The 16,088-nt window shown below is 70.0% G+C and carries 15 protein-coding genes and 3 tRNA genes; 10 read left to right on the top strand and 8 right to left on the bottom strand.

The genetic code is table 11. From position 1 onward, the window contains the following. Window positions 1-71 precede the first annotated feature (71 nt). Window positions 72-146 (top strand) — tRNA-Asp (locus ACTWP9_RS20205). A gap of 228 nt (window positions 147-374) precedes the next feature. After that, window positions 375-548 (top strand): DUF6274 family protein, encoded by a 174-nt coding sequence (locus ACTWP9_RS20200; protein ID WP_443247626.1) that lies wholly within the window; start codon window positions 375-377, stop codon window positions 546-548. A gap of 465 nt (window positions 549-1,013) precedes the next feature. Here the strand turns inward: ACTWP9_RS20200 and bldC are convergent, their stop codons facing one another. After that, window positions 1,014-1,220, bottom strand: a complete 207-nt coding sequence (gene bldC, locus ACTWP9_RS20195) for a developmental transcriptional regulator BldC (protein WP_003949541.1) — start codon at window positions 1,218-1,220, stop codon at window positions 1,014-1,016. A gap of 507 nt (window positions 1,221-1,727) precedes the next feature. After that, a complete protein-coding gene (locus ACTWP9_RS20190; protein WP_443247625.1) occupies window positions 1,728-2,603 on the bottom strand; it encodes a hypothetical protein in 876 nt (291 codons plus the stop codon). Between the two features lie 202 nt (window positions 2,604-2,805). Between ACTWP9_RS20190 and ACTWP9_RS20185 the strand changes: the two genes are divergently transcribed. Beyond that, window positions 2,806-3,930: a Leu/Phe/Val dehydrogenase gene (locus tag ACTWP9_RS20185; protein WP_443247624.1), complete on the top strand. Its 1,125-nt coding sequence runs from the start codon at window positions 2,806-2,808 to the stop codon at window positions 3,928-3,930. Between the two features lie 273 nt (window positions 3,931-4,203). After that, window positions 4,204-4,464, top strand: a complete 261-nt coding sequence (locus ACTWP9_RS20180; RefSeq protein WP_433101372.1) for a DUF3073 domain-containing protein — start codon at window positions 4,204-4,206, stop codon at window positions 4,462-4,464. 137 nt (window positions 4,465-4,601) lie between these two features. On the opposite strand, the gene purM is transcribed toward ACTWP9_RS20180, so the two are convergent. The 6 genes from purM to purS form a co-directional block, all read right to left on the bottom strand. After that, entirely contained in the window at window positions 4,602-5,672 is a 1,071-nt protein-coding gene (gene purM / locus ACTWP9_RS20175; RefSeq protein WP_443247623.1) for a phosphoribosylformylglycinamidine cyclo-ligase, read from the bottom strand. Window positions 5,673-5,781: 109 nt separating this feature from the next. Then, on the bottom strand, window positions 5,782-7,332 hold the full coding sequence (gene purF / locus ACTWP9_RS20170) for an amidophosphoribosyltransferase (RefSeq protein ID WP_443247622.1): 1,551 nt from the start codon (window positions 7,330-7,332) through the stop codon (window positions 5,782-5,784). 55 nt (window positions 7,333-7,387) lie between these two features. Beyond that, a complete protein-coding gene (locus ACTWP9_RS20165; RefSeq protein ID WP_443247621.1) occupies window positions 7,388-8,215 on the bottom strand; it encodes a sterol carrier family protein in 828 nt (275 codons plus the stop codon). Window positions 8,216-8,311: 96 nt separating this feature from the next. Beyond that, window positions 8,312-10,600, bottom strand: coding sequence for a phosphoribosylformylglycinamidine synthase subunit PurL (gene purL, locus ACTWP9_RS20160; protein ID WP_443247620.1), 2,289 nt, complete (start codon window positions 10,598-10,600; stop codon window positions 8,312-8,314). Then, window positions 10,597-11,280: a phosphoribosylformylglycinamidine synthase subunit PurQ gene (purQ, locus tag ACTWP9_RS20155; RefSeq protein ID WP_443247619.1), complete on the bottom strand. Its 684-nt coding sequence runs from the start codon at window positions 11,278-11,280 to the stop codon at window positions 10,597-10,599. The genes purL and purQ overlap by 4 nt, the downstream gene beginning before the upstream one ends. Next, window positions 11,277-11,585, bottom strand: coding sequence for a phosphoribosylformylglycinamidine synthase subunit PurS (purS, locus tag ACTWP9_RS20150; protein ID WP_443247618.1), 309 nt, complete (start codon window positions 11,583-11,585; stop codon window positions 11,277-11,279). The genes purQ and purS overlap by 4 nt, the downstream gene beginning before the upstream one ends. 356 nt (window positions 11,586-11,941) lie before the next feature. On the opposite strand from purS, the gene ACTWP9_RS20145 reads away from it, so the two are divergent. The 6 genes from ACTWP9_RS20145 to ACTWP9_RS20120 all read left to right on the top strand — a co-directional run bounded on the left by ACTWP9_RS20145 (window position 11,942) and on the right by ACTWP9_RS20120 (window position 16,065). Continuing rightward, window positions 11,942-12,259, top strand: coding sequence for a histone-like nucleoid-structuring protein Lsr2 (locus tag ACTWP9_RS20145; RefSeq protein ID WP_443247617.1), 318 nt, complete (start codon window positions 11,942-11,944; stop codon window positions 12,257-12,259). 187 nt (window positions 12,260-12,446) lie between these two features. Next, a tRNA-Gly gene (locus tag ACTWP9_RS20140) sits at window positions 12,447-12,518 on the top strand. Window positions 12,519-12,597: 79 nt separating this feature from the next. After that, window positions 12,598-12,670 (top strand) — tRNA-Gly (locus tag ACTWP9_RS20135). Between the two features lie 245 nt (window positions 12,671-12,915). Next, window positions 12,916-13,878 carry an ABC transporter ATP-binding protein gene (locus ACTWP9_RS20130; protein ID WP_443247616.1) on the top strand — a complete coding sequence of 321 codons (963 nt, stop codon included), beginning with the start codon at window positions 12,916-12,918 and terminating at the stop codon, window positions 13,876-13,878. Continuing rightward, complete coding sequence (locus tag ACTWP9_RS20125; protein ID WP_443247615.1) at window positions 13,875-14,705, top strand: ABC transporter permease; 831 nt, start codon at window positions 13,875-13,877, stop codon at window positions 14,703-14,705. Before ACTWP9_RS20130 ends, ACTWP9_RS20125 begins: the two co-directional genes overlap by 4 nt. Before the next feature lie 76 nt (window positions 14,706-14,781). Further along, window positions 14,782-16,065: a sensor histidine kinase gene (locus tag ACTWP9_RS20120; RefSeq protein ID WP_443247614.1), complete on the top strand. Its 1,284-nt coding sequence runs from the start codon at window positions 14,782-14,784 to the stop codon at window positions 16,063-16,065. Window positions 16,066-16,088: the final 23 nt, after the last annotated feature.

The following is a 16,088-nucleotide window of genomic DNA, read 5'->3' as shown; positions in this document are numbered from 1 at the left end:
GGGTGATCTTTCCGTCGCTCAGGGTGAGTTCGCTCCGAGCCCCTGACCTGCTGTACAGTTCCATCTCGCGAGGTCCTGTGGAGCAGTTTGGAGTGCTCGCCACCCTGTCAAGGTGGAGGCCGCGGGTTCAAATCCCGTCAGGACCGCACCTTTTGAGAGGGCCGCACAGCCAATGGTTGCGCGGCCCTTTTCGTTGCGGCTCTTTCTTTCCCGCCGCGACGGCGATGAGCCACGACGGTGGAGACCGGCGGTGCCATACGCACCTCGCCGTCGACTTCTCGCCGTGACGAATCGCCTACCCGCCCACCCGTTACGCCCTCCGTGTTGACGAGGAGTTGGCTTGTGGGTAGTTCTGGCCGTGGAGGAGGTGGCTCATGGCGAGGGAACCCATCGACGCGGCGCGGCGGGAGGCGAGGGCGCTCCTGCGAAGCCACCTCGCGGCAAGAGGGCGCCGGCACCATGCGGCCCGGCACTGTCCGCACTGCCACCGCCTGCTCCGCCTCGCGATGACGACGGCTCCGCGTGAGGCTGCCGGGAAGCGCAAGTGAGGGGCGGCGCCGAGCCGTTGGCGCATTACCGTACGAGGGTCGGTCACCACAAGGTCTCTCACACGTGACGGGAGTCACTCGGCGGACCCGTACCGGCCGGGAACTTGAGGGCCCCTCAGAAGCCCTCAATTTAATATGTGCAATTGCACTACACGTCAGGGCGCACCCACCGGCCCCGCACAACAGGTCGCGGACGCAAAAGCCGAGGGCACAAGCCGTGGGCACAAGCCATGCCAGGGGGACACCCGAGCGGTACCCGCGAGCGGTGACACCAGCAGTGGACACAAGACAGCGCGGTGGACACAAAAAGATCGCGCTGGACCCGGCGGAGTCCAGCGCGATCAACGGACAAGCACTGTTGGGGCAGCGACCTGGCCGTGTGGTGCGCAGTGGGCGGATCGATTGGGGTTGGGGGCCCCGGAAACGCCCCTGTTTGGTGCTGTTGCGCCTGTTCAGAAACCCTGATCAGGCTTCGCTGCGCTGCTGCGGGATGCCCGCCAGCAGAGCGCGAACCTCCGCTTCGCGGTAGCGGCGGTGTCCTCCGAGCGTGCGGATGGACGTGAGCTTGCCCGCCTTTGCCCAGCGCGTGACCGTCTTGGGGTCCACACGGAACATCGTGGCAACCTCAGCCGGGGTCAACAGCGGCTCGGCATCAGGGGTGCGAGCGGTCATGAGCGGCCTCCTCGGGAGAACCGAACCATCACGGTTCTTTCCTCTAAATTCTGCACCTTGACCCGCGTTGCCCGATATGGCGGACGCGAGCCGAGTCGGTTATAGGACGAACGGCTTGTCCTCGGCACTACAACTACACCATCTGTCCAGCCACGTCGGCCAAACCGATGGAATTGCCCTCTCAGGTGTTCAACCTCGGCGGAAGCCGATGGACCGTCCCATAGCGGACAGTCATCCCCCTGTAACGATCAGTCACAACGGGAGCAGGGGTCATCAGACCCACCAAGGAGCGCAATACCGATCTATCCGCCCATAGTTGGACGGAAGGAGCCCCGTGCGGACTCCTTGTCCTATTTTGACACGAGGGGTAGCTCTGAGAGCAAGACCCGTTTAAGTGCAATCCATCACGCTTGAGGCAAACACCCGGTTCGGGACGTAGATCCCACTCCCCTCCGCCGGTCGGAGGGGCTGCGTGACAGACGACCCCCGCCGTGCGGCGGGGAGGGGTCAGCTCGCGTACTGGAGCTGGCGAACCGCCCTCCAGCGCGCTGTCAGCCGCTCGTACGCCGCACCGGCACGCTCACCGTCGCCCGCGCGGAGGGCCTCCAGGCCCTCCGCCACATCGGCGGCGGAGTGGTCGCCCGCCAGCTGCTCCTCGGGGATGGCGTGAGCCAGCCCGCCGTAGTCCAGCTCGACCAGGGAGCGCGGGTGGAATTCCTCCAGCCAGCGGCCCACATCGATCAGGCCCTCGACGAGCGGCCCCTCTTCCAACTCCTCGCGGAGCACCTTCAGGCCGCGAGCGAGGCGGCGCCTCGCCTGAACCATGGGCGTGCGATAGCGGAATACGAACTGCTGTCCGCTCTCCTGACCCGATTCCGGCTTCGCAAACTCCCTTTCTTCGTCCTCGAAGAGAACGAACCAGCGCACGGGCACATGCCACAGCGCCGTACGGATCCACGGCCGGGCGTCCGGGTTGCGCTCGCGCCACCGCTCGTAGTCGGCCGCGGCCTGCCGCCGTACGACGGGCGGCAGCGCGGCGTCCAGCACCGTCTGGGGAAGGGCGAGTTCGCGGTCGTCGGCGGCCTGGGTGAGCGCGGTGAGCGCCTGCCAGCTGCGCAGCCGGGTGCGCCAGGGGCAGACGCACGTCACACCGTCCACCTCCGTCACGAACGCCTCGGCGCTCTCGCGGACCGGGACCACCACAGGCGGCACCGGGACCAAGTCGGCCAGGGCGCGGCGGATTTCGTCCTGCGCGGTGGGGAAGCGCTCTCCCTTCGCATATGCGATCCAGTGCGAGCGCTCCGGCTCGGGGAAGGCGGCCAACGGTTCGTAGACCCGCAGGTACGCCGCGTACGGGACGACGACCGACGCTTTCTCAGCCACGCATTGCCTCCAAGCCTTCACGCCTCACCAACCGGTCGCATGAGCGAGCCTGGAAGACAGTTGACTACCCCGATCGTGGGACCGCAACGTGCCCGTGACGCGCAGGTCGTACGCTGCTTCCCGACCCGGCCCTCCCCGGGCTTCGACTGCCACAAGCGGCGTGTCCGCCGAGGGCTACGACGCGATCCCAGGAGTCACTACCGTGATCGAGGTATCACCTTCTGCAAGCGTTCCCGCCGGTGTCCCCGCCGGGGACCCGGTCGTCAGCACACTTTTCCGCTCCGAGCAGGGCGGACACGAGCAGGTCGTGCTCTGTCAGGACCGGCCCACCGGCCTGAAGGCCGTCATCGCGCTGCACTCCACCGCGCTCGGCCCCGCGCTGGGCGGCACCCGCTTCCACGGGTACCCGGGCTCGGCCGACCCCGAGCAGGCCGCGGTGCTCGACGCGCTGAACCTCGCGCGCGGGATGTCGTACAAGAACGCGCTGGCCGGGCTCGACCACGGCGGCGGCAAGGCCGTGATCATCGGCGACCCCGAGAAGATCAAGACCGAAGCCCTGCTGCGCGCCTACGGCCGCTTCGTCGCCTCTCTCGGCGGCCGCTACGTCACGGCCTGCGACGTCGGCACCTATGTGCAGGACATGGACGTCGTCGCGCAGGAGTGCCGCTGGGCGACCGGCCGCTCGCCGGAGAACGGCGGCGCCGGCGACTCCTCCGTGCTGACCGCCTTCGGCGTCTTCCAGGGCATGCGCGCCGCCGCGCAGCGGCTGTGGGGCGCGCCCACGCTGCGGGGCCGTCTGGTGGGCATCGCAGGCGTCGGCAAGGTCGGCAAGCACCTGGTCTCGCATCTGCTGGAGGACGGGGCGCGGGTCGCCGTCACGGACGTGCGCGAGGAGTCCGTACGCGGCGTGCTGGACGCCCACCCGGGCGCCCCGCTGACGGCCGTGGCCGACACGGACGCGCTGATCAGGACCGAGGGGCTGGACCTGTACGCGCCGTGCGCGCTCGGCGGTGCGCTGAACGACGAGACGGTGCCGGTGCTGACCGCCAAGGCCGTCTGCGGCGCCGCCAACAACCAGCTCGCACACTCCGGCGTGGAGAAGGACCTGGCCGAGCGCGGCATCCTCTACGCGCCCGACTACGTGGTGAACGCGGGCGGCGTCATCCAGGTCGCGGACGAGCTCCATGGCTTCGATTTCGCACGTGCGAAAGCAAAGGCCGAGAAGATCTTCGACACCACCGTGGCGATCTTCGAGCGGGCGGAAGCGGATGGCGTACCTCCGGCCGTCGCCGCCGACCGGCTCGCCGAGCAGCGCATGGGCCGATGAGTGTGACGCAGGAGACCACCGTGACAGTGGTCTCACCACCCCACGGCGGGTCCCTCAGCTACAGGAAGGTAAAATCGCCACTGACCAGCACGAGAAGGGTCAACGGGCGCGTCGGACGGCGGCCGTGTCGTGCGGGCGACGTACCGTACGGCGGCGGAAGCAGGTACCGTTGAAGCCCTGAGTACCGGTCTCTCGGTCGAGAGGCCGCTCTGAACCATGAACGCGTGTCAAGACTCTGGGGCCGTCGAGCCCCGTCGTTGAGGGGGTCGAGCCATGGGGCGCGGCCGGGCCAAGGCCAAGCAGACGAAGGTCGCCCGCCAGCTGAAGTACAACACTGGCGGGACAGACCTATCGCGCCTGGCCGAGGAGCTGGGCGCATCGACATCGAACGAGTCGCCGAACGGCGAGCGCTTCGAGGACGATGAGCAGGACGACCCGTACGCACGGTACGCGGATCTGTACGACGACGAGGATGACGACGACGCGGGTGCGCCCGGGTCGTCCGACCCCCAGTCGAAGCGCCGCGGCGCCTGACGTTCGCCCGTACTGACCCGGTCCGGCAACCGCCGGGCCGGGTTCTGGCGCGCGCGGCGGGCCCGCGGCGCAGCACAGCAGCCCTGCGGCCGCCCTGTGCTGTGCGGTGCAGCCGCGTGGGGCCCGCTGTCAGGTGCTCACCGGGCATAGTCACCCGTGAGGGTGACCGCTTCCGTGCGGTCCCCGCGCTCGGTGATCGCGCCCGCCACCCAGGCGTCCACGCCCCGGTCGGCGAGGGTCGCCAGCGTGGCGTCGACCGATTCCTGCGGTACGACGGCGATCATGCCGACGCCCATGTTCAGCGTCTTCTCCAGCTCGGCACGCGCCACGTCGCCCGCGGTGCCAACCACCTCGAACACCGGGCCGGGCCTCCACGTCGAGCGGTCCACCGAGGCGTGCAGCTCCTCGGGGATGACCCGCGCGAGGTTGCCGGCCAGCCCGCCACCGGTGATGTGGGAGAAGGCGTGCACCTCGGTCGTACGGGCCAGCTCCAGGCAGTCCAGCGAGTAGATCTTCGTCGGCTCCAGCAGCTCCTCGCCCAGGGTGCGGCCGAACTCGGGGATGTGCCGGTCCAGCGCCCAGCCCGCGCGGTCGAACACCACGTGCCGGACCAGCGAGTACCCGTTCGAGTGAAGACCGGAGGCCGCCATCGCGACCACCACATCGCCCGTACGGATGCGATCGGGGCCGAGCAGCGCGTCGGCCTCCACCACGCCGGTGCCCGCGCCCGCCACGTCGTACTCGTCCGGGCCCAGCAGCCCCGGGTGCTCGGCCGTCTCCCCGCCCACCAGCGAGCAGCCCGCCAGGACGCAGCCCTCCGCGATGCCCTTGACGATGTGCGCCACGCGCTCCGGGACGACCTTGCCGACGCAGATGTAGTCCGTCATGAACAGCGGCTCGGCGCCGCAGACGACCAGGTCGTCCACGACCATCGCCACCAGGTCGTGACCGATCGTGTCGTGCACGTCCATGCGCTGTGCGATGGCGACCTTGGTGCCTACCCCGTCGGTCGCGGAGGCGAGGAGAGGGCGGGCGTAGCCCTTGAGGCGGGACGCGTCGAAGAGGCCCGCGAAGCCGCCGAGCGCACCGATCGACTCGGGGCGCTGGGTCTTGGCGACCCACTCCTTCATGAGCGTCACCGCCCGGTCGCCGGCCTCGATGTCGACGCCGGCGGCGGCATAGCTGACGCCTTCGCTGCTGTTGGTCATGGGTACGTCGTCTCTCGTGTCTGCGGGAGGGAGAGGGCGCTCCGCACGCCCCTCCGGCGGCGCGGCTGAAGGGGGTGGGCAACCCCCATGAGCGCGGGGCGGGCGAAAGCTACGGGCGCTTCAGGGCGTCGGCGGCACCTACACCGGAGGCCAGCGTGTTGACGCCGTCCACGTCGGAGCCCGCCTCGGCCTCGAGGAGATGCTTGCCGAGCAGCTCGGGGTCGGGCAGCTCCATCGGGTACTCCCCGTCGAAGCAGGCCCGGCACAGCTGGTTCTTGGGGATCGTCGTCGACTCGATCATCCCGTCGAGGGAGATGTAGGCCAGCGAGTCGGCACCCAGCGACTTGCCGATCTCGTCGGTCGACAGCCCGTTGGCGATCAGTTCGGCGCGGGTGGCGAAGTCGATACCGAAGAAGCACGGCCACTTGATCGGCGGCGATGAGATCCGTACGTGCACCTCGAGCGCCCCGGCCTCGCGCAGCATCCGCACCAGGGCGCGCTGCGTGTTGCCGCGGACGATCGAGTCGTCGACGACGACCAGCCGCTTGCCGCGGATGACTTCCTTGAGCGGGTTGAGCTTGAGCCGGATGCCGAGCTGGCGGATGGTCTGCGAGGGCTGGATGAAGGTCCGGCCCACATAGCTGTTCTTGACCAGGCCCGCGCCGTAGGGGATGCCGCTGGCCTCGGCGTAGCCGATCGCGGCAGGGGTGCCGGACTCGGGCGTCGCGATCACCAGGTCGGCGTCGGCCGGGGCCTCGGCCGCCAGCCTGCGGCCCATCTCCACCCGGGAGAGATACACGTTCCGGCCCGCGATGTCGGTGTCGGGGCGCGCGAGATAGACGTACTCGAAGACACAGCCCTTCGGCTTTGCTTCGGCGAAGCGCTGGCTGCGCAGTCCGTCCTCGTCGATGGCGACGAGCTCGCCCGGCTCGATCTCCCGGATGAAGCTGGCACCGACGATGTCCAGCGCCGAGGTCTCGCTGGCGACGACCCAGCCGCGCTCCAGGCGGCCGAGGACCAGCGGCCGGATGCCCTGCGGGTCGCGGGCCGCATACAGCGTGTCCTCGTCCATGAAGACCATCGAGAACGCGCCCTTGACCTGGGGCAGCACCTGCGGCGCCGCCTCCTCGACGGTGAGCGGCTTGCCGTCCTCGTCGGTCTGGCCCGCGAGCAGCGCGGTGACCAGGTCGGTGTCGTTGGTGGCTGCTACCTGGGTGGCGCGGCCACTGCGGGCGTCGGCCTGCTTGGCGACCAGCTCCGCGAGCTCCGCCGTGTTGACCAGGTTGCCGTTGTGACCCAGTGCGATGGAGCCATGGGCGGTTGCGCGGAAGGTGGGCTGGGCGTTCTCCCAGACCGAGGCGCCGGTTGTCGAGTAGCGCGCGTGACCCACACCGATGTGGCCGCGCAGGGAACCGAGGGAGGTTTCGTCGAAGACCTGTGAGACCAGGCCCATGTCCTTGAAAACCAGGATCTGGGAACCGTTGCTCACCGCGATACCCGCGGACTCCTGACCGCGGTGTTGCAGGGCGTACAGGCCGAAATACGTGAGCTTCGCGACCTCTTCCCCCGGCGCCCAGACACCGAAGACGCCGCATGCGTCCTGGGGGCCCTTCTCGCCGGGGAGGAGGTCGTGGCTGAGCTTTCCGTCACCACGTGGCACGTCTTCGAGTCTACGGGCCCGCAACGCGCTCCGCCGACCCGGGGACCTGTGACCTTCAGCCCAGTACGGGCAGCACCTGGGACAGATCGGCGCGGGCACCGCTGGCGGTGAGGTGGGGGGTGGCCAGCGCTTCGGCCCAGGTCGTGCGGCCCGTGGCCAGTCGGATCCAGGTGAGCGGGTCGGTCTCCACCACGTTCGGCGGGGTGCCGCGGGTGTGCCGGGGGCCCTCGACGGCCTGGACGACGGCGAACGGCGGGATCCGCACCTCGACGGAGGCACCGGGAGCCTTGGCCGCCAGCGCGTCGGCGAGCAGCCGCACGGTGGCTGCCGTCGCCTGCCGGTCGAGCGCCACGCGCACGCCCGTGGCCCGCGCCAGGTCGTCGCTGTGCACCACCAGCTCGACCAACCGGGTCACGGTGAAGTCGAGCATCCGCATCGCACCGAAGTCGTGCGGGATCAGCAGGTCCTCTCGTACGGCCGACTCGATGACCGGCTCCAGGTCGGCGACGGCCTGGTCGATACGGGCCGGACTGTCGGGGGAGGACTCCGCGTCCTTGCGGGTGTCCGCGTCCAGTTCCTCGGCGAGGGTCGCGGTCGAGACGGCCCAGCGGGCGAGGGAAACCTGCGGCGCCCTGCTCGTCACCTCCGTCTCCGGGCGGGCCAGGAAGCGGGGCACGGCGTCGATCTGCCGGGCGATATGTACGAGCAGATGGTGCACGTCCCATCCGGGCAGCCCGGACGGGAGGGCGTGCTGCGCGGGCGTGAGGCGGTGCGCGGCGTCGGCCACGGCCTCGACCTGATTGATGAGCGCGGTGCGGATGCGGGTCGGGTCGTACGTACGCCGGTCTCTTCCAGAGGGGGTGGTGCGTCGAGCGGGCGGCATACGCGTGAGATTAGCCGCCGAGCGCCCTTTGGGGGGAGAAGGCCGGGAGAAGGCCCCTGCCCCCGGGCCTTCTCCGGGGGCAGGGGCCGGGGCAGCTCAGCCGAACAGCTGGGGAATCGTCGCCTCGTGGTGGCGGCGCAGCTCCTCCAGCGGGAGGGAGAACTGGCCCTGGATCTCCAGCGCTGCCCCGTCCACGACACCGATCCGCGCCGCGGGCATCCCGCGTGCGGCGCACATGTCGGTGAACCGCACCTCCTCGCTGCGCGGGATGGCCACCAGCGCCCGGCCCTGCGACTCCGAGAAGAGGAAGACGAAGGGGTCGAGCCCGTCGGGTACGACGATCCGGGCGCCCTTGCCGCCCTTGAGACAGGACTCCGCGAGGGCCTGGGCGACGCCGCCGTCGGAGATGTCGTGCGCCGCGTCGGCCATGCCGTCCCGCGATGCGGCGATGAGGATCTCCGCGAGCAGCCGCTCCCGCTCCAGATCGACCTTGGGCGGCCGGCCGCCCAGGTGGTCGTGGGCGATCTGGGACCATGCCGAGCCGCCGAACTCCTCCTCCGTGTCGCCGAGGAGATAGACCAGCTGACCCTCGTCGCGGAACGCCATCGGGGTGCGCCGGGTGACGTCGTCGATGACGCCGAGCACGCCGACCACCGGAGTGGGGTGGATGGCGGCCTCGCCGGTCTGGTTATACAGCGAGACGTTGCCGCCGGTGACGGGGGTGCCCAGCTCCTTGCAGGCGTCGGCGAGGCCGCGGCACGCCTCGGCGAACTGCCACATGGCCGCCGGGTCCTCGGGGGAGCCGAAGTTGAGGCAGTCGGTGACGGCCAGCGGGCGCGCACCGGTTGCGGCCACATTGCGGTACGACTCCGCGAGCGCCAGCCGCGCTCCCTCGTACGGGTCGAGCTTGGCGTAGCGCCCGTTGCCGTCGGTGGCGACGGCGACGCCCAGGCCCGTCTCCGCGTCGATACGGATCATGCCGCTGTCCTCGGGCTGCGCGAGCACGGTGTCGCCGAGGACGTAGCGGTCGTACTGGTCGGTGATCCAGGACTTGGCGGCCTGGTTCGGGGAGGAGACCAGCGCGAGCGCGGCGGCCCGCAGCTCCTCGCCGTTCGCCGGGCGGGGCAGCTTGGCCGGGTCGTCGGCCTGGAGCGCGTCCTGCCAGTCGGGGCGGGCGTAGGGGCGCTCGTAGACGGGGCCCTCGTGCGCGACCGTACGGGGGTCGACGTCGACGATCTTCTCGCCGTGCCAGAAGATCTCCAGCCGGTCGCCGTCGGTGACCTCACCGACGACGGTGGCGGTGACCTCCCACTTCTCGCAGATCTCCAGGAAGCGGTCCACCTTGCCGGGCTCGACGACCGCGCACATCCGCTCCTGCGACTCGCTCATCAGGATCTCCTCGGGGGAGAGCGAGGAATCGCGCAGCGGCACGGTGTCCAGCTCGACCTGCATCCCGCCGGAGCCGTTGGAGGCCAGCTCGCTGGTGGCGCAGGACAGCCCCGCAGCGCCCAGGTCCTGGATGCCGACGACGAGGTCGGCGTGGAACGCCTCCAGGGTGCACTCGATGAGCAGCTTCTCCTGGAAGGGGTCACCGACCTGGACGGCGGGGCGCTTGGACGGCTTCGCATCGTCGAAGGTCTCCGACGCCAGGATGGAGGCGCCGCCGATGCCGTCGCCGCCGGTCCGAGCGCCGTAGAGGATGACCTTGTTGCCGGTGCCCGCGGCTTTCGCCAGGTGGATGTCCTCGTGCTTCATCACACCCACGCAGAGCGCGTTGACCAGCGGGTTTCCCTGGTAGCAGGGGTCGAAGACGACCTCGCCGCCGATATTGGGCAGCCCCAGGCAGTTGCCGTAACCGCCGATACCGGCGACGACGCCGGGCAGCACCCGCTTGGTGTCGGGGTGGTCGGCGGCGCCGAACCGCAGCGGGTCCATCACCGCGACCGGGCGGGCACCCATGGCGATGATGTCGCGGACGATGCCGCCGATGCCGGTGGCCGCGCCCTGGTACGGCTCGACGTACGAGGGGTGGTTGTGCGACTCGACCTTGAACGTGACCGCATAGCCCTGGCCGACGTCCACCACACCGGCCTGCTCGCCGATGCCGACGAGCATCGCCTCGGCGCCCGGCCCCTCGGTCGGGGCCTTCTCGCCGAACTGCCGCAGATGCACCTTGCTGCTCTTGTAGGAGCAGTGCTCGGACCACATCACCGAGTACATGGCCAGCTCGGCGCCGGTGGGACGGCGGCCGAGGATCTCCCGTACCCGGGCGTACTCGTCCTCCTTGAGGCCGAGTTCCTTCCAGGGAAGTTCGGTGTCGGGGGTCTGTTCGGCGTGCTTGACGGTGTCCAGGGTGTGGCTGTGGCTGTGGCTCTGGGGACTCATGAGGCGACCAGCTTCTTCAGGGCCGAGGTGAAGAAACCGAGCCCGTCGGTCGTCGGCCCGGTCAGGGCCTCGACGGCGTGCTCGGGATGCGGCATGAGGCCGACCACGTTCCCGGCCTCGTTGGTGATTCCGGCGATGTCGCGGCGCGAACCGTTGGGGTTGCCGTCGAGGTAGCGGAAGACGACGCGGCCCTCCCCCTCCAGCTCGTCCAAAGTGCGCTCGTCGGCGACGTAGCCGCCCTCGCCGTTCTTGAGCGGAACGACGATCTCCTGGCCGCGCTCGTAGTCCGACGTCCAGACAGTGGTGTCGTTCTCGACCCGGAGCCGCTGGTCGCGGCAGAGGAAGTGGAGATGGTCGTTGCGGGTCAACGCGCCGGGGAGGAGATGGGTTTCACACAGGACCTGGAAACCGTTGCAGATGCCGAGCACCGGCATTCCGGCCTTCGCCTGTTCGACAACCGTCTCCATGATGGGAGAGAACCGGGCAATTGCGCCGCACCGCAGATAGTCGCCGTAGGAGAATCCGCCCGGCAGCACGACCGCGTCGACCTGGTGCTTGCGCAGATCCTTGTCACGGTGCCAGAGCGCGACGGGTTGTCCGCCCGCGATACGGATGGCGCGCCGTGCGTCGCTGTCGTCCAGGGAACCGGGAAATGTGACGACGCCGATACGGGTGGTCACGCCACTGCTCCTTCGGATGCCGCATCCGGGCCCGCCTCGACGGGGTGTTCGTTCCCGTCCGCGTCCTGGACGCGCACGGTGAAGTTCTCGATCACGGTGTTGGCGAGAAACGTCTCGGCGAGTTCGTGTATGCGGGCGAGGGTGTCACCGTCGACGGGACCCTCCACTTCGAGCTCGAAGCGCTTGCCCTGGCGGACATCGGAGATGCCCTCGAAACCCAGGCGGGGCAGTGCACGCTGCACCGCCTGTCCCTGGGGGTCGAGGATCTCCGGCTTCAGCATGACGTCGACGACGACGCGAGCCACAGGTACTCCTAGTGCTTAGCGGGGCGCTGCGCTGGCCAGCGTACCCGGCATCAGAATCTACGCGCGTTGATATGCGTACCGCGTTGTGTGCCGATCCTGGTGGGACTTCGCGAAGCACTGGGAAAACCGGCGGGAAAAAAGTAGGGTCCAGATTGCGGCCGGATCCGGAATCAATTCCGTGGCCACAATCCTTGTGCGCCCTTTGCACTCCGGTGCCGGTGTGCAGCACATAGTTGAATAAGAACCTGTTTCCTACTCGGGTTCGCCCCGCATACCCGCCGATCGGCGGGGACTTGCCGACGACGTCGTAATGCCGGGTGACCCCCTTTCGTGATCCTGAGGAAGGACCGATATCCGTGGCCCAGCGCGTAGTAGTGATGCTCTCCGACGACATCGATGGCGGAGAAGCGGCGGAGACGGTCTCCTTCGGCCTCGACGGCAAGACCTACGAGATCGATCTGAACTCCGACAACGCGAAGCGGCTCCGCACCGAGCTGGCCCCCTTCGTGGAGGCCGGCCGCAAGCGGGCGCGGTCCGGCAAGACGTACCGCCGCACCTCGATCGACCCCGATCCGCGTGCGGTGCGCGCTTGGGCGGAGTCCAACGGCTTCGACGTGCCCGCGCGGGGGCGCATCCCGAAGAAGGTGTACGAGGCGTTCCGCGCCGCGAGCTGATTGCGGCGGACGCCGACTGCATCAGAGAGAGGGGGCGCCCCGGGACAGCGGGAGGGGCGCCCCGGCACAGCTCGGCGGGCCGGAACGGTCGTCGCCGGGGCTCGACTTGCCAGAGGCCCCGGGTGATCGGATAGAGTCAAGGCACGCCGCGAGGGAGCCCCCGAAAGGGAGGACCTCAAGCAAGCGTGCGGGTGTAGCTCAGTAGTAGAGCGCCCTCTTTCCAAGAGGGAGGCGCAGTGTGCGATTCCTGTCACCCGCTCTCCAGTACGGACCGCCGATCGGAAACGATCAGGTAGAGTATTGGTCGCGCCACTCGGTGAAAGCCGGGTGGAGGCAATGCGGACGTAGCTCAGTTGGTAGAGCGCAACCTTGCCAAGGTTGAGGTCGCGAGTTCGAGCCTCGTCGTCCGCTCGGTTCACCAGTGAAGGGCCCCGGTCTTCGGACCGGGGCCCTTTCGCGTGGACCCCTGCGCGTACCACCCTCTCCAGCCCGGGCGCACCACCTCTCCCGGGGCGCACGAAACGCCTCCGCACCGCCCTTCCAAACTGAGCTGTGCGCGCCGATGCCCACCGAACCTCAGGCCCGATGACGTTTGTCATCCGCACCCATGACTGCCCGCACTCCCCTCGCGCCCTGGCCGGCGGAAGCCTGGAGGCATGGACGCGATAGAGGTCGAGGGACTGAAACGCCGCTATGCGGCCGAGGCCGGTGCGGGCGGCGATGGATTCGAGGCGGTGCGGGACGTCTCGTTCTCCGTACGCGAGGGGGAGATCTTCGCGCTGCTGGGCACCAACGGGGCGGGCAAGACCTCCACGGTGGAGGTGCTGGAAGGGCTGGCGCGGCCGAGTGCGGGAGTCGTACGGGTGCTGGGGTTCGACCCGTTCAGCGAGCGGTCCTTCGTACGGCCGCGTACCGGCGTGATGCTCCAGGAGGGCGGCTTCCCCTCCGAACTGACCGTCCTCGAGACGGCGACGATGTGGGCGGGCGTCACCAGTGAGGCCCGGCCTCCGCGGGAGGCGCTCGAACTTGTCGGACTGGGCGGCCGGACCGGCGTACGGGTCAAGCAGCTGTCCGGGGGCGAGCGGCGGCGGCTGGATCTGGCGCTGGCGCTGATCGGGCGGCCCGAGGTGCTCTTCCTGGACGAGCCGACGACGGGCATGGACCCCGAAGGGCGCCGGGACACCGCCGAGTTGGTGCGCGAGCTGCGCGCCGAGGGCACGACGGTGCTGCTGACCACCCACTATCTGGAGGAGGCCGAGCAGCTTGCCGACCGGCTGGCGATCATGCAGGCCGGGCGGATCGTGGCGTCGGGAACCCCGGAACAGGTGGTGGCCGCCAGGCCCTCGCGGATCACCTTCCGGCTGCCGGCCGGGTTCTCGCCCGAGCGGCTGCCGCTGGGCGTTCCGGCCGCGGTGGACGGCCGGGTGGTGACGGTCAGGACGCACGAGCTCCAGCAGGCGCTGACCGAACTGCTGCTGTGGGCACGGGAGTCCGGCGTCGCGCTGGAGAGCCTCCAGGCGAGGTCGGCCTCCTTGGAGGAGGCGTTCTTGGAGATCGCCCAGGCGGGCAACCGGCCGGGCCGGGAAGACGAGCGAGCGGTGACGGGGGTTCAGGCATGAGCGGGACGACGACCACGGGCCAGGGGGCGGCAACGGCGCGCAGCGCGCGTAAAGGCTCGGCGAGCAGGCTGTCGGCGCGGCGGGTGGCGGCGCTGGCCCGGGCGGAACTGACGCTGCTGATACGTAACAGGTCGGCGCTGTTCGTCGCGCTGTTGCTGCCGACCGTGATGACCTTCTCCCTCAAGTCCACCGTCGAGCAGGCGGATCTGTCCGGCACCGGGCTCTCGGTGGGCACCGCCGTGCTTCCGGGGACCGTGGGGATGGTGCTGCTGTTCGCCGTCTACAGCAACCTCGTCGGGGTCTATGTGGGCCGCCGCGAGGAATTGGTGCTCAAGCGGCTGCGCACCGGGGAGGCGGACGATCTGGAGATCCTGGGCGCCGCGGCGCTGCCGTCGGTCACCATCGGCATCGTCCAGTCGGTGCTGCTGCTGGGGGGCGGGGCGCTGCTGCTGGACGTGGGGGCACCGGCGCGGCCGGACCTGCTGGTGGCAGGGCTGGTGCTCGGCCTGTTGCTGATGGCGACGCTGGCCGCTGCCTCGGCCGCGTTCACCCGGACCACCGAGCTGGCGCAGCTCACGCCGATGCCGCTGATGCTGGCGACGTTCGCCGGATCCGGGGTGTTCGTCCCCCTGGAGATCTACCCCGACCGGATCGCCGAGATCTGCCGCTGGCTCCCGATGACACCGGTCATGGACCTGCTGCGGAGCGGCTGGACGGAACAGCTCAGCGGGCCGGAGACGCTGCGGGCGCTCGCGGTGGCGGTGGGCTGGACGGCCGTTGGCGGATACGCGGTGCGCAAGCGGTTCCGGTGGGAGCCCCGCCGCTGACCGGCTGCGGGGTCGGGCTGTGGCGGATGCCGCATACGGTGTGCCGTAAGCGAGACGAGGAGGGGGGCGATCACCGATGATCCGCTGGGGACGGCAGAAGCGGCGGAACTGGCAGCGGCGCAGCCAGCTGGAGCAGGTCGAGGTCTCGACGCACTGGATGCTGCTGCTCACACCGTGGATCTACTTCACCAGCGGCATGCCGCAGTTCCTCGTCCAGGTGACGCCCCAGCGGCTGCCGCTGACGCTGGCCGGCATCGTGGTGGCGCTGGGGTTCGTCCAGTGCGTGACAGCGGTGCGCGGTCTGCGGCAGGGGGTCGGCCACTATCTGGGGACCGGCGAGGCCCCGCGCCGCCCGCTGGCCGCCGGGCTGGTGGCGTTCGCCCTCAGTACGGCCCTGGTCACGGTGCTGGTCGCACGCGGTTGGGTGGGCGACACCGTGGGTCCCGCGATGGCGCTGTTCGCCGGCGTCCCGGGTCTGGCGGGGCTGTACGGACTCACCGTGCCGCCGCGTCGGTCGGCGGCCGTGGCAGCCGGTGGCTGCGCGCTCGTCACCGGTGCGTTCGCCGTGGCGGGCATGGCGTGGCCGACCCTGCTGGGCACCCTGATCGTGCTGGCGCTGGGCGGGCTGGTCGGGATCTTCACACCGCGCTGCTCGGCCTGGTACATCGCCGTGATGCGGGAGCTCGACGGGGCGAAGGAGGCCCAATCGCGGCTCGCCGTCGCGGAGGAGCGGCTGCGCTTCAGCCGTGACCTGCACGATGTGATGGGCCGCAATCTGTCGGTCATCGCGCTCAAGAGCGAGCTGGCAACCCAGCTGGCCCGGCGGGGTGCCGAGTCGGTCGTCGAGCAGTTGGAGGAGGTGCAGCAGCTGGCTCGCCAGTCGCAGACCGAGGTGCGCGCCCTGGTCCGCGGCTACCGCGAGGCGGGGCTGGAGACCGAACTCGCCGGGGCCCGCTCGGTGCTGCGGGCCGCCGGAGTGGACTGCCGTATCGAGTCCGCGGAGCTCGGGATGGCGCGGGAAGTGCAGTCGGCGCTGGGCTGGGTCGTCCGCGAGGGGGCCACCAATGTGCTGCGGCACGCGGAGGCGAGCCACTGCGCGATCCGCCTCACAACCGGCGCGGCGGGCACCGCGGTACTGGTGATGGAGAACGACGGGCTGCGGCCGAGGCCGCAGCGGGGCGGCTCCGGTCTCACCGGTCTGAGCGAGCGGCTGGCCGCCCTCGACGGCACGCTGACGGGGGAACGCGACGAGACCGCGCAGGTCTACCGGCTGCGCGCCGAGGTCCCGCTGGCCGCCGTCGGCGAAGCAGCCGCCGTCGGTGAGGTGGCGGGTCAGGTGGGAGGAGAGGGCTGTGAGTGACGAGGGAGCGGCGCGGGGCGAAG

Source organism: Streptomyces sp. 3N207, from assembly GCF_052246355.1.
GTDB lineage: Bacteria > Actinomycetota > Actinomycetes > Streptomycetales > Streptomycetaceae > Streptomyces.
Note: the sequence above shows the minus strand (reverse complement) of the source record. Positions and strands in the feature narration are given on the sequence as shown.

Excerpts from the sequence above, each read along its gene's own strand:
- ACTWP9_RS20200 (WP_443247626.1), top strand. The coding sequence starts at position 375 with ATGGCGAGGGAACCCATCGACGCGGCGCGGCGGGAGGCGAGGGCGCTC.
- bldC (WP_003949541.1), bottom strand. The coding sequence starts at position 1,220 with ATGACCGCTCGCACCCCTGATGCCGAGCCGCTGTTGACCCCGGCTGAG.
- ACTWP9_RS20180 (WP_433101372.1), top strand. The coding sequence starts at position 4,204 with ATGGGGCGCGGCCGGGCCAAGGCCAAGCAGACGAAGGTCGCCCGCCAG.
- purM (WP_443247623.1), bottom strand. The coding sequence starts at position 5,672 with ATGACCAACAGCAGCGAAGGCGTCAGCTATGCCGCCGCCGGCGTCGAC.
- ACTWP9_RS20165 (WP_443247621.1), bottom strand. The coding sequence starts at position 8,215 with ATGCCGCCCGCTCGACGCACCACCCCCTCTGGAAGAGACCGGCGTACG.
- purL (WP_443247620.1), bottom strand. The coding sequence starts at position 10,600 with ATGAGTCCCCAGAGCCACAGCCACAGCCACACCCTGGACACCGTCAAG.
- ACTWP9_RS20130 (WP_443247616.1), top strand. The coding sequence starts at position 12,916 with ATGGACGCGATAGAGGTCGAGGGACTGAAACGCCGCTATGCGGCCGAG.
- ACTWP9_RS20125 (WP_443247615.1), top strand. The coding sequence starts at position 13,875 with ATGAGCGGGACGACGACCACGGGCCAGGGGGCGGCAACGGCGCGCAGC.
- ACTWP9_RS20120 (WP_443247614.1), top strand. The coding sequence starts at position 14,782 with ATGATCCGCTGGGGACGGCAGAAGCGGCGGAACTGGCAGCGGCGCAGC.